Annotated in this window: 9 protein-coding genes, 2 tRNA genes and 2 pseudogenes; 7 read left to right on the top strand and 6 right to left on the bottom strand. The window is 67.9% G+C overall.

Features of this window, described 5'->3' with window-relative positions; translation table 11 throughout:
* Positions 1 to 3 precede the first annotated feature (3 nt).
* The 3 genes and pseudogenes from Rai3103_RS03065 to Rai3103_RS03055 form a co-directional block, all read right to left on the bottom strand.
* A pseudogene (locus Rai3103_RS03065) lies at positions 4 to 1,100 on the bottom strand (serine hydrolase domain-containing protein).
* Between the two features lie 310 nt (positions 1,101 to 1,410).
* Positions 1,411 to 3,186: a SulP family inorganic anion transporter gene (locus Rai3103_RS03060; protein ID WP_194793241.1), complete on the bottom strand. Its 1,776-nt coding sequence runs from the start codon at positions 3,184 to 3,186 to the stop codon at positions 1,411 to 1,413.
* Positions 3,183 to 3,539 (bottom strand): PadR family transcriptional regulator, encoded by a 357-nt coding sequence (locus Rai3103_RS03055; RefSeq protein WP_153571344.1) that lies wholly within the window; start codon positions 3,537 to 3,539, stop codon positions 3,183 to 3,185. The genes Rai3103_RS03060 and Rai3103_RS03055 overlap by 4 nt, the downstream gene beginning before the upstream one ends.
* Before the next feature lie 436 nt (positions 3,540 to 3,975).
* On the opposite strand from Rai3103_RS03055, the gene Rai3103_RS03050 reads away from it, so the two are divergent.
* The 3 genes and pseudogenes from Rai3103_RS03050 to Rai3103_RS18940 form a co-directional block, all read left to right on the top strand.
* Entirely contained in the window at positions 3,976 to 5,364 is a 1,389-nt protein-coding gene (locus Rai3103_RS03050) for a hypothetical protein (RefSeq protein WP_153571343.1), read from the top strand.
* A gap of 323 nt (positions 5,365 to 5,687) precedes the next feature.
* A complete protein-coding gene (locus Rai3103_RS03045) occupies positions 5,688 to 6,275 on the top strand; it encodes a hypothetical protein (RefSeq protein WP_228489121.1) in 588 nt (195 codons plus the stop codon).
* Positions 6,276 to 6,403: 128 nt separating this feature from the next.
* Positions 6,404 to 7,006, top strand: a pseudogene (locus Rai3103_RS18940) (tyrosine-type recombinase/integrase); the annotation flags it as partial.
* Positions 7,007 to 7,204: 198 nt separating this feature from the next.
* Here Rai3103_RS18940 and Rai3103_RS03035 read toward each other — a convergent pair.
* The 3 genes from Rai3103_RS03035 to Rai3103_RS16870 all read right to left on the bottom strand — a co-directional run bounded on the left by Rai3103_RS03035 (position 7,205) and on the right by Rai3103_RS16870 (position 8,513).
* A tRNA-Glu gene (locus Rai3103_RS03035) sits at positions 7,205 to 7,277 on the bottom strand.
* A 97-nt stretch (positions 7,278 to 7,374) separates the two neighbouring features.
* On the bottom strand, positions 7,375 to 8,103 hold the full coding sequence (locus Rai3103_RS16875; protein WP_194793240.1) for an SH3 domain-containing protein: 729 nt from the start codon (positions 8,101 to 8,103) through the stop codon (positions 7,375 to 7,377).
* An 11-nt stretch (positions 8,104 to 8,114) separates the two neighbouring features.
* The gene (locus tag Rai3103_RS16870) at positions 8,115 to 8,513 is read right to left on the bottom strand and encodes an SH3 domain-containing protein (RefSeq protein WP_194793239.1); all 399 of its coding nucleotides are present in this window, start codon (positions 8,511 to 8,513) and stop codon (positions 8,115 to 8,117) included.
* A gap of 668 nt (positions 8,514 to 9,181) precedes the next feature.
* Between Rai3103_RS16870 and Rai3103_RS03025 the strand changes: the two genes are divergently transcribed.
* From Rai3103_RS03025 to Rai3103_RS03010, 4 genes are all read left to right on the top strand, one after another.
* Positions 9,182 to 9,811, top strand: coding sequence for an arsenate-mycothiol transferase ArsC (locus Rai3103_RS03025; protein WP_194793238.1), 630 nt, complete (start codon positions 9,182 to 9,184; stop codon positions 9,809 to 9,811).
* A gap of 35 nt (positions 9,812 to 9,846) precedes the next feature.
* Positions 9,847 to 9,919: transfer RNA gene (locus tag Rai3103_RS03020), tRNA-Lys, on the top strand.
* Between the two features lie 113 nt (positions 9,920 to 10,032).
* The gene (locus tag Rai3103_RS03015) at positions 10,033 to 11,013 is read left to right on the top strand and encodes an MDR family oxidoreductase (RefSeq protein WP_153571340.1); all 981 of its coding nucleotides are present in this window, start codon (positions 10,033 to 10,035) and stop codon (positions 11,011 to 11,013) included.
* 252 nt (positions 11,014 to 11,265) lie between these two features.
* A complete protein-coding gene (locus Rai3103_RS03010; RefSeq protein WP_153571339.1) occupies positions 11,266 to 12,123 on the top strand; it encodes an endonuclease domain-containing protein in 858 nt (285 codons plus the stop codon).
* The last annotated feature ends 99 nt before the right edge of the window (positions 12,124 to 12,222 follow it).

The raw sequence follows: 12,222 nt of genomic DNA, 5'->3' as shown, positions 1-12,222 counted from the left end.
ACCTCAGGACTTGGGATTGGGCGTGAAGACGTGCCCGGTGGCGCCGGAGACCGAGGTGAAGATACGCACCGCCGGATCCATGCAGGGCAGCGCCTTGTCGGTGTCCGGCAGGGTCTTCGATTCGGTGCACCCACCGGAGGGGATGTCGCTGTTGGCGAGGACGACCACCGTCGTGTCGCTGGTCGTGTCGTAGAACAGCGACGTGTTGTAGCCGGGCAGCTCGCCGGTGTGGCCCACCCATCCGTCGATGCAGCCGACGGCCAGACCGTAGCCGGCCTGCCCCGGGACCGAGGAGAGACGGTCCACCTGCGCCTTCGTGTCGAGGAGACCCTGACCCGTGCCCAGCGCCCGTCCGTACGTCAGCAGGTCCTGGGTGGAGGAGACCATCTGGCCCGCGGTCCAGGCCCAGGTCGGGTTCCAGTCCGTCGTGTTCAGCGGGGTCGTGGACGAGTCGGCCGTTCCCTGCAGGGTGAACCCGTCGGCGTGGGGCGACGGCAACGTGTCCGTGGCCGACGGCATGGACGTCTTCGTCAGCCCGAGCGGCTCGATGATCTGTGCCTTCAGGACATCGGCGTACGGCTGTCCGGTGACCTTCTCGATCACCTTGCCGAGGAGGATCGTGTTGGTGTTGGAGTAGTTGAACTTCTCCCCGGGGGCGAACAGGGGGGCAGGGCGAGGCCGACGGCCAGCAGCTGGTCCGGTGTCCACACCTTCTGCGGCTCGGCGAACAACTGGTCGGTGAAGTGCTGGTCCATCGTGTAGCTGGCCAGCCCGCTCGTCATGTTCAGCAGCATGCGCAGCGTGACGTCCTTGCCGTTCGGCACCCCCGGCACGTACGTACTGATCGGGTCGTCCAGCGTCAGCTTGCCCTTCGCCGCCAGCTGGAGGACCAAGGTGCCGGTGAAGGTCTTGTTGACCGATCCGATCCGCTGGTAGACGTCGGTCGTCATCGGCGCCTTCGTGGTCGGATCGGCCACCCCGTACGCCTTCATCCACGTGCCCTGCGGGCTGCGGACGGCCACCACCGCCCCCGATGCGGCCGCTTCCTTGAGCCCGGCGGCCGCCGCGGTGTCGAGGGCCGCGGCGGTCTGCTCCGGCATCGTGGCCGTGGCCTGGGCGGGGAGGGCGCGCTGGGCGACGGCCTGTGGGTCGGCCACGCAGGCGGAGGCAGAAGGTCGGGCGCTCGAGGGTGTGCCGGTGGCGCTTCCCGACGGAGCAGCCGGGGCAGCGGCGCAGGCGGTCATCAGGGACACCAGCGCGACAGCCGTAGCCGCTCGGACGAGGGGCTTTGCGTGGATCACAGGGTCTCCGATCATGCGCTGGGGGGCCTGTCACGACCCGGTCCCCGACATCGTGCCCGTCCGGCCGCCCGGCCTCCATAGACCTGGGTCGCCAGTCCGGCAGGGCAGGTCAGCCGTGCTCGCCGTCAGGATGATCCGTTGTCGGAGTTGCTGTGGGGGGCGTCGTGGCGCAGATCCGTTCCGCGGCGGCGAGGGCTTCGGAGAGTTCGAGGACGTGCGCGTCGGGCGAGACGGCGTTCATCGTGGTCACCGTACGTCGTTGGGCGTCCGTCATGCCCTGGATGATCACCGGGATGCCGCGCCGGTGGAGCTGTCCGACGACGTCCTTGACGGCGTCGGCGCCGGAAGCGTCGAGGATGTTCATGCGGTGGCAGCGGATGATGACGGCATCGACGTCCTCGACCTCGAGGACCAGGTCGGCGAAGCGCCGCGCGTTGCCGTAGAAGAGCGCCCCGTCGAGGCGGTAGATGGCGACGCGGTCGCGGAGGTGTGCGGTGGCATCGGTCCAGTCGATGACGCCTTCGCGGGTGTCCGCGGGCAGGTACTGGCGGCGGACGACGGCGTAGGCGGCCATATGGCGCAGGCTCATCAGGGCCGCCATCGCGATGCCGAGGAGGACGGCCATCACCAGGTCGAGGACGACAGTCGCCGCCAGGGTCACCAGGAAGGTGTTCCGGTCGGCGCGGGTGGCCCGGACCAGGGTCCGGAAGACGGCCGGGCTGACCATGCGCACCGCGGTCATGACGAGAACGGCGCCGAGAGCGGCCATCGGGATGCGCGCCACGATCGGGCCGAGGGCGACCAGGACCACGAGGAGCACACCGGCGTGCGCGATCGACGCCACGCGCGTTCGGGCCCCGCCGCGGACGTTCACGGCGGTGCGGGCGATGGCTCCGGTGGCGGGGATGCCGCCGAAGATGCCGGCGGCGACGTTGGCCAGGCCCTGCCCGAACAGTTCCCGGTCCGGGTTGGTCCGGCGGGCTCCCGGAACCATTCCGTCAGCCACCCGGGCCGACAGCAGCGACTCCAGCGCGGCCAGGGCTGCGACGGCCAGCGCCGGGGGGAGCAGTTGGCGCAGGATGTCCACGCTGACGGCCGGCACGCGGGGGGTCGGCAGCGCGCCGGGCAGGGTGCCGATCCGGGCGATGTCGAGGTGGGCCAGCTCGGCGACGAGGGTGGCGATCACGATCGCGACCAGCGCGATCGGCAGTCGGGGCAGGAAGCGTCGTCCGACCACGTGCAGGACGATGACCAGCGCCGCCACCAGCAGCGGCGCGACGGCGCTCGTCCAGTCGGTGTGGCTGAGGGTCAGCCATGACGAGACCAGGGTCGATTCTGCAGTGCCCTTGGGTGTGCCCAGCAGGAGGGGGAACTGCTGCAGGATGATGATGATCCCGATGCCGAACGTGAAGCCTTCCACCACCGGCAGGGGGATCATCTCGATGGAGCGTCCCATCGCGGTCAGGCCCATCAGGATCACGATGACGCCGGCCATGATGCCGAGCAGAGGGACGGTCTCCACGCCGTACTGGGCGATCACCGGCATCAGGACCACGGTCATGGCGCCGGTGGGACCGGACACCTGGACGTTGCTGCCGCCGAAGATCGCGGCGACGAGGCCCGCGATGATCGCGGTGATCAGCCCCGCGGCCGCACCGGCCCCGGACGCCACCCCGAAGCCGAGCGCCAACGGCAGGGCGACGACACCGACGGTGAGCCCGGACGTGAGGTCCTTGACCCAGGAGTGGCGCAGGCCGCGGTAGTCCGACGGTACGGGGAACATGCCCTTCAGGCTGATCAGGTGCGCACCGACCACATCAGCGACCCGCGCCACGTTCTCCCCGACGGTCGCCTGCGGCGGCTGTACCCGATAGTCCCTCTTCACCCTCGCAGGTCCCCTTCCTCCGCCCGGGACCCGATCAGGGTCGCGGTGATCGTGGTGAATGCCGCCCATTCGCTCCGGAGGCGTTCGAGTTCACGAGTGCCCTCCGCTGTGATCCGGTAGAACTTGCGTCCCGGCCCGCCGTCGCCCTCACGCCATGTGGACGACACCAGACCGCTGGCCTCCTGACGGCTCAGCAGGGGGTACAGCGTGCCGCCCTTGATGCGGCCGAGACCGGCATCGTCGAGCCGCTGTCCGATCAGGTAGCCGTACGTCTCACCCTCGGCGATGACGGCCAGCACCGTGACCGACAACACCCCCCGCAACCATTCCGCGGGCCACCGGTCCGAAATCACATCAAGATGGTAGCCCTATCTAGTTTGTGTGACAACCTAGCTGGTCAGGCTGATGGCAGAACATGGCACATCTACCGTCAGATCCCCGACTGAGGGTGTTGGGGCGGGTCCGACGGGAGGTGCCTGGAGGAATGGCTTGTGGGGAAGAGTTCACCTGTGGGCCTCGATGTGGGTGTCGCATGCGTATGCGAACTCGGGGATCTAATGGGCGAAAATGCTGCCTTCCCCTCACGACGGAGAGCATCGATTACGAGTCCGAACCTCTGTTCCCTACGTGGCCAGAAGGGCGCATCGGATCGGTTCTCCGATCATGTCTGCCATTCGAGGCCTGGAGGGTGCCCGGGTGGCTGGACGCGGAGGCGATGTCGACGAGTGAGCGAACCTAACGATGCGAGTCATCGCTGAAGATGGTCCGAGGGTCCGCAAGGATGAACGCATGGATCCCCTCGCATTGCTGATCTCCTGTGTCGAGAAGCTGGGCGGTCGAGACGTGTCCCCCTCGGGACCCCTCACAGTTGACTTCAGCCTGGACGACATCCCCGCCTTCGCCTCCGTTCAGCCAGGAGGGCGGCTTCGTGGTTCCGTGTTCATCTCCGACTCTGACGAGCCGGTGGTGTTCGAGGAGGCCGAGGAATGGCGGCAACGCCAGTTCACTGCCTCGTCCTGTCGCCTGGACGTGGCATTCACGGGCGAGGTGGTGGAAGGCGTGGAGCAAGTCCTGATCCGCGTCCTGTTCGAGAGGCCCCTGAATCCGTCGGCCATTTCCGACAATGACCCGCTCCTGGAGGAGGCTGTGGCGTTGTTCGACTCCTGGTGGGGCAATGACGACCTGGAGCCCGACAAGACTGCCTGCGGGGTGCCGTTCATGCCGGACGATCCGACGCGGATAGGCCCTGTCAACGCGTGGCTGCTGATGGGTGCCGAGGCATCGTTCTTCACCACGGGGGACCTGACGCCCGCACGAGCCGACGCGCTCTGCGGGATCTTCGAGTCAGATTGGACGGCTGCCAAGCAGACCGAGCCGGGCGACCTGTTGTTCTACTACTTCACTGAGCCGTACAAGGCGATCCACTTCGTCGCTAGAGCGGTCGACTACGCCTACTTCGAAGACATCGGCGAGACGGGCGAGTCGTGGCAGGGGAAGCAGTGGTGGTGCCACACCACGCCTCCCGTGCAGATCGAACCGATCACTCTGACGCAACTCCAGTCGGTGATCGGCAAGACAGTCATGACGGGCCGCTCGGGCCGGTTCATGCACCCCAGCCACGCGAACGAGCTCGCCGCATTGGTTCGTCCGCTCCATGCCAGGGATGCCGGAGATCTAATACGCGTACTGCGTCCAGTGGTGGGACAGGCAGACAAGCCGGATCCCGCGTCGATGGACCTGACGGCTTGGCGAGAGCTGGCCGCCGGTTCCTTGGCGCTGGAGGCCCATGTGGAGAGATACCTCGTCGAGCCGCTCCTGCGTCTCGCCCTGTGTGACGACCCGGACGTGTCCACACGGAAGGCGTTCTCCATTGGTCCGAAGGTGGTCGACTACGCGGTGATACGCGGGGAGGATCCGACATGCGTCATCGAGGTGAAGTTGCGAGTGCGGAGGCCGAAGTCCGGTGCCTGGGCCGACTGCGCCGACTTCATGCAAGCAGCGGGATACGGCCAAGCCCTTGAGCGCAACGCCATTCTGATGGACGCGTTCACGATCCACCTTATCCCGCCCGGTGCTGACAACCCCTCCTGGAACCTTGACCGGCACCGGTTAACCGACACCGACCTCGCCGTGATCCGCGACCACCTGCTAGGCCGCAGTGCCCCGACTCTCCCCTAATCGGGGCAGCCCTGCATCCATTGATCTAGCTGCCTGAGCCGCGTGAGGCAGCAGCGTAGGCACCCACATGGGAAAGGCCAGAGAATCATCGTCCACAGCTGACAGGAGGTGAGCTAGAGGCGTGAGTAGGGGAGGCGCCGCTGGGCTGACTGCTTGGCGGCGCCTCCCGATCTCCAGCTCTCGTTTCGTCGGCACGTGCAGCCGCGTGCGCCGCGGCGCCGAAACCATCGATCCGCCGCACCGCAGCAGGTCACCGGACACGTTCTCCGGTTGGTCGATGGCCTCGGCTCCTCGCTGGTCACAAGGTGTGGGACAGTTCGTTCGTGGTCGACACGAAGATGGCCAAGTTGGTGGGGGAGCACTGGGTCTGCTCCGAACTCGCCCGGCGGGGCTGGGCGCCCGCGCTGACCCGTGATGGACTGGCCCGCACGGACATCCTGGCGGTATCCATGATCCTGCCTCGTAGACCTCGAATCGAGGTTCAGGTCAAGGCAGCCACGAAGACGAGCCCGCGACAGGTGTCGTGGCCGCTCGGGAAGACCGTCGGGCTGCAGGACGTGTCCGGCGCCGAGTGGTTCGTGCTCGTGGTCATTCCGGAGGTGGGTGACTCGCCGTATGCCTACGTCGTTCCCCGCGATCACGTCTCGGCGGGTACCTACCTGGAGCACCAGGAGTGGCTGACCGATCCTGCCGCGGCACCGGGCCAACGCAACGCACAGATGCCCCAGTCCCGGACACACGAGGAGACCTTCGCCCGCTATCGGGATCGGTGGGACTTGCTGGACCACCCGACGACCGAGGCCGGCGTGATGATCGCCGACCGGCTGGTCGCACTCATCCCCCGCCTCGGCCTGCCCGCCGGACACCCGTGGCGCGACGGCCTGCCTGCGCCTGAATCGGACTGCTCGTAGCCTCTGATCGTCTCACCGAGGCCACGGTCGACGTCGGGAGCTGTCCGCCTCCTCGGTCACCAAAACCCACGGCGTCCTGCGGGCGATCCTGAAGTACGCCAGTCAGGGACGACCGGCTGGTCCGCAACGTGGCCGAGAATGTGCAGCTACCCCGGATCCGAGGCGAAGAGCTCCGCTACCTCACCCATGAACAGGTCGCCGAGATGGCCTGGCGCTGTGGGTCCGAGTACGAGCTCCTCGTCTACTTCCTCGTATACACCGGACTGCGGTGGGGGGAGATGGCGTCGCTGACCGTCCGCAGGATCGACTTCCTGCGCCGCCGCATCGACGTGCGCGACTCGGTCACCTGGGCTCGGGGTGGTCTCGTCCATGGGGACACCAAGAGCCACGAGCCCCGGCAGGTCGCACTCCGCGACTTCCTGATCGAGGCCCTCTCCCGTCAGGGGGCAGGTAGGGGGCCCAACGACCTGGTCTTCTGTCGTCCCGACGGCTCCTACCTGCGGTCGCAGACCTTCCAGCGTGCCGCGCTGAACCGCGCAGCCGAGGAGATGGGCTTGGCCGAATGGACAGGTGAAGTCCACAAGGCGGGGGAACGGATCTACACGGACCACTTCCATCCGCACGAGTTCCGCCACACCGCCGCCTCGTTGGGGATCGCCAGTGGTGCGGACGTCAAGGTCGTGCAGCAGATGCTCGGTCACAAGTCGGCGAAGCTGACCCTGGACAACTACGGGCACCTGTTCCCCGACCAACTCGGTACGGTCGCCGACGCGATGAGCGCCGCCCGTCGGGCTGCCCTGACTGCCCGGTCCGGATCGTCCGTCGACACGAGTGTGCACATCTTGTGCACATCCGACCCGGACCAGACCCCTGACAGGGCTACCTCCCCGGAGGTCCTTCCCCTTGTAGGGAAGGGTTTGGATGATGAGCATCCCCTACGGGATTCGAACCCGCGCTGCCGCCTTGAAAGGGCGGTGTCCTAGGCCACTAGACGAAGGGGACCCGGTGATGACCACCGCGGCACCCGCCCCACGGCGGAGAGCCGACGATCAGCATAGCCCAGCCGGCGGTCCGGGGCGATCCGGCTGCCGCTACGAGATCAGTTGACGCTGACGTGCACGTGGTCGTAGTGGTTGGCCGTGTACGAGCCACGGTCGGCCATGTAGCGCCACCCCTCGGAGGAGCGGGCGACCGACCAGATGTGCTGGCGCCAGATGATGTAGGTGATGCCGAGTTCCTGGGCATGGGCCTGCAGATAGGAGGCGATCTCGTCACCGACCACCTTGTTGGCCCCCGACCAGTCCGGGATCATGTTGTCGACCGCGTGGCCGTCATTGTGGTCGGAGCCGGGCTCCGCTCGGACCCCGTAATAGGGGCCGACGACCGGCCAGTTCGTCTCCACCAGATTGACGATGCGCTTGGCGTTCGGCACCAGGCCGGCCAGGCCGACCGAACCGGGCAGGGCGGAGGCGATGATGGATCCATCGCTGACGGGTTGCACGACCGTCGAGCTGCCGGGGTTGCTCGAGGAGAGGTACTGGCTCGACACCCAGCGCGCAGCACCTTGCCAGACGACTTCCGTCCAGCCGTTCGACGTGTTGCCGGTGGTGCTGACCTGCTGGCCCTGCTCCAGCGTGGTGACGATGCTGTAGCCGGTCGAGGGGCCGGTCCGTACGTTCACCGACGTGGTGGCGTACTTGACGCCGGAGCCACTGACTGTGGTCGGGGCCGGCTGACTGGTCGCGGAGCCGGTGGTCGTCAGGTAGCTGCTCGAGGCCCAGCGGAGCGCTCCGTCGTACTGCACCTGCGTCCAGCCGTTTTGCTCCACGCCGGTGGTGGTCAGCTTGCTGCCGCGGGGAGTGTCGTGACGATCGCGTACGAGGTCGAGGGACCGGTGCGGATGTTGAGGCTGGTGGTCGTGTACGCGGTGCCGGAACTGCCGGTGGAGGATGAGCCGCTGCCTGCCCCGGAGCTGAGGTAGACGCTCGACACCCAGTAGGCATGGCCGTCGCGGGAGATCTGGGTCCAGTCGCCCGAGGTCGTCCCGGTGAGTGTGACCGTCGTGCCCTTGCCCAAGGTCGTGACGACCGTGTAGGCGGTGGAGGGGCCGGTGCGGACATTGAGGTTGACGGTGGTGACCGCGGAGCCGGCCGCGCCGGACGGCGCGGCCGAGGGCATGTCGCTGTCTCCGGTGACATAGCGACTCGCGACGTAGACCCGCCGACCATTGAGATCCACCGGCGTCCATCCGTCGACCGACGACCCGAGGGCGGTGATCCGTTGTCCGGTGCTGAGGCCCCGACGACGGGATAACTGAGCCCCGGCCCCGACCGGAGGTTCACCCCGGTGGTGGCCGTCAAGCGATCGCCCTGCGCCGACTGTGACCACGCGCCGAAGACGATGCTCGACGTCGTCACGAGGCCAGCGAGCGTCGCGGTGCCCACGGTCCGCCCGAGGGCGCGTCCGAAGAAGCCCATGTCGCCTTCCCCTCCCCGGCGACCTTCCCGAGCCGCCGTGACACACGGGCGCCGAGGCCGGTGCCCGTAGTGGTCGTCGCGGATGCTTCCCCGGACCTCCTGCCCTTCCCCGACAGGGAGTCCCACCCGCGTACGACGACCTCCGTAGCCGACACTAGGGGTCGGCGGCCTTCGCGGGAACCCTGAAGCTCGACTTGACCTTGACTTGACAAGGGGAAATAACACGACTGTAAGTCGTTTCGGCCCGGCCTGGTCGTGCGGGGCGAGCGACCTGCTGTGACGAGTGCCACAGGGTCGAGTCCGAGAAAAGTGAACGTCAGGTGAACGGAAGATGTCCTGACGGGGTAACCTGGGGTGTTGCGGGTGAAGAGGCCCCGCGGCATCTGTACCCAGGGACACGCACGAGCTGCGTGAGAGGAGATGGTCTTCATGTTGACCCCACAGGAACTCGAAGCGCGGTATGCGTACGACACTGCCCAGTTGGCGGACCACTACGAAGGTGTCTTCACCCCCGAAGAGGTCGCCGACGCGGTCAAGGTTGCGCGAGTGCACCTGGAGAAGCAGGCGACGGTGACCGACTTCCTGCCGCTCCTGGTCTCCCGGATGGCCAAGGAAGGGTTGCTCGCCCGCGCCCAGGCCGAGGGCTGGATCGCCAAGGCGCTGCCGGAGATCCTGTTCGTCTCCGAGCACAACAGTGCCCGGTCGCACATGGCCGCGGCGCTGACCCGCCACATTGCTGCCGGCAAGGTGAACGTACGTTGCGCCGGCCGCCACCCCCGTGGGGGTCTGGAGCGCGACGTGGTCACGGTCCTCGCCGAGCGGGGGATCGCACTGAAGTACCCGTATCCGATGCCGTTCACCTCGAGCCTGTTGGGCGCCGCCGATGTGGTCGTCACCCTGGGGGTGCCTGAGTTCTGCGACTTCGCCGGCAAGCGGTGGATCAACTGGGACATCCCCGCCGTCGAGGGGGAGGGACTCGAGGTCGTCCGCGAGGTCGCCGACGACCTGGAGCGCCGGATCCGCGTGCTTCTCTCCGAAGAGGTGTCCATCGCCGCCTGAGCGGGAGGCCTGTCGGTAAGCTATGGGCGCGACCAGGGTCCTTAGCGCAATTGGCAGAGCAGCGGACTTTTAATCCGCGGGTTGTGGGTTCGATTCCCACAGGGCCCACGACGAACGGCTCCAGTACTGGGGATGGCCTCCCCGGCGCTGGAGCCGTTTCGTCGTTGCCCTGCCCGGAGCAAACGCTGGCCCTGGCTGGTCGGTGATGGAAGTATCGAGCCATGCGCGCAGTCATCGTGGAGGCCAAGGGAACCCCGGGACGCCTGACGGAGGTCGATGAGGCCACCGTGTTGGACGGGCCGGTGGAACTGGACGTCCTCTACTCCTCCTACAACTTCAAGGACGGGCTCGCGGTCGCCGGGACCGGTGGGATCGTCCGCAACTGGCCCCTCATCCCCGGCATCGACATCGTCGGCCGGGTCACCCGCTCGGCCGTGCCCGAGTGGTCCGACGGCGACCTCGTCGTCCTCAACGGCGACGGCATCGGTGAGCGGTTGAACGGCGGGTTCGCGACGCGGGCCCGAGTCCGACCCGACGCGCTGGTGCGGCTGCCCGAGGGGATGAGCCCCGAACACGCCGCCGCGATCGGAACCGCCGGGTTCACCGCGATGATCGGCGTGCTCAAGCTCGTCGACGCCGGCGTCGGTCCCGACGACGGGCAGGTCCTGGTCACCGGTGCCGCCGGCGGCGTCGGGTCCATCGCCATCGCCCTGCTCGCGGCGCGCGGCTACCACGTCACCGCGTCGTCGGGCCGGATCGCCGCTGAGGGCGACTACCTCACCCGGCTCGGCGCCGACGATCTCCTGGACCGCCATGAGCTGTCCGACGAAGCCGGCAAGCCGCTGCAGAAGGGACGGTGGGCGGCAGCGTACGACACGGTCGGCAGCACCACGCTCGCCAACGTGCTGGCCCAGACCCGCTACGGCGGAACGGTGGTCTGTTGCGGCATGGCGCAGGGCATCGACCTGCCGACGACGGTGATGCCCTTCATCCTGCGCGATGTCACCCTCACCGGTGCCAACTCCGTCGAGGCGCCGTTGTCATTGCGGCAGCGGGCCTGGGATGCGCTGGCGACCGATCTGGCGACGGACCTGCTGGACGGGATGACCACGACGATCGGGCTTGCCGACACCCTGCCGTACGCCCAGCAGATCCTGACCGGGAAGGTGCGTGGTCGCACCGTCGTGGACGTGAACCACTAGGCGGCAGGCGCACCCCTCGCCGTCTGACACCGCGAGCGGGGCAGGCGTCCTGGGGGCCCTGCTCCCAACCGAGGGGATATGCAGTTCTGAGGAGGGTTCTGACTGGATTCCTCCTCAGTTGTGCATATCCCCTCAGATTGCGGAGCGGTGCTGCGGCTCCTCGACTGTCCACAGGGTCTGGGCCTCCTGCGCTCCCTCCACCATCACCTGGGGCGACGACCTTTCGCCCGACCAGGCGCTCCACACTCAGGCATGGTGTCTGATGAGGAGGACAAGTGGGCATGCGTTGTCGCTGCGGTCGGGGCTCGGGGGGGCGTCGCGCGGACCCCGACGCTCTTCGCGGCGGGGATCGGTCGACCGGCGGTTGATCAGGGGATCCGCGCGGGAGCACTGGTGCGGGTGCGGGTGCGCCGGGGCTGGGTCGCCCTCCCCGGGGCGGATCCGTTCCTCGTGGCGGCAGCACGGGCAGGTGTCGTCCTCACCTGCGTCACCCAGGCCAAGCGCCTCGGCCTCTGGGTGCAGTCGGAGGACCGAGCCCATGTGGCGGCGCCGCCCCATGCCGGTGGCGTGACTGTGGGGAACGCGACGGTGCACTGGCACCTGCCGATCGTTCCCCGTCCGCCCGATCAGTTGGTCGATCCGGTCGAGAACGTGCTCGCGGCGGTCGCCCGATGTCAGCCGTACGAACGCGCGCGGGTGATCTGGGAGTCTGCGCTGCGTCAGGGGTTGGTCCGGCGTGAGGAACTGGGCAGACTGCGCCTTCCCCCGGCAGCCCGGACCCTCTGTGCCGATGCATCGCCGTTCTCCGACTCCGGGCTCGAGACGTTGGTCATCACTCGGCTGCGGTGGCTCGGCGTGCCGCTCCTTCAGCAGGCCTGGATCCTCGGGCGACCCGTGGATCTCCTCATCGGCGAGCGACTGGTGCTGCAGATCGACGGTGGGCACCACGTCGGTGCCCAGCGAGCCGCGGACGTCGAGCATGACGCCCTCCTGGCGCTCCAGGGTTTCCACGTCGTCCGGGTGACGTACTCCCAGGTCGTCGACGATTGGATCGCCGTGCAGGCGTGCATCATGCGAGCGGTGGCCCAGGGCTTCCACCTCGCCGCCTGACAGCTGTTCCCCTGGAGCACCATCTCGTGAGAGCGTGGCCCTCGCATCCAGGTGAGGTCCCGGGCGAGACGGCTCCACCCCTGAACGCTCACCCGGTAG

The sequence above is a fragment of the Raineyella fluvialis genome (genome assembly GCF_009646095.1).
In the GTDB taxonomy this organism is placed as follows: Bacteria; Actinomycetota; Actinomycetes; order Propionibacteriales; family Propionibacteriaceae; genus Raineyella; species Raineyella fluvialis.
Note: the sequence above shows the minus strand (reverse complement) of the source record. Positions and strands in the feature narration are given on the sequence as shown.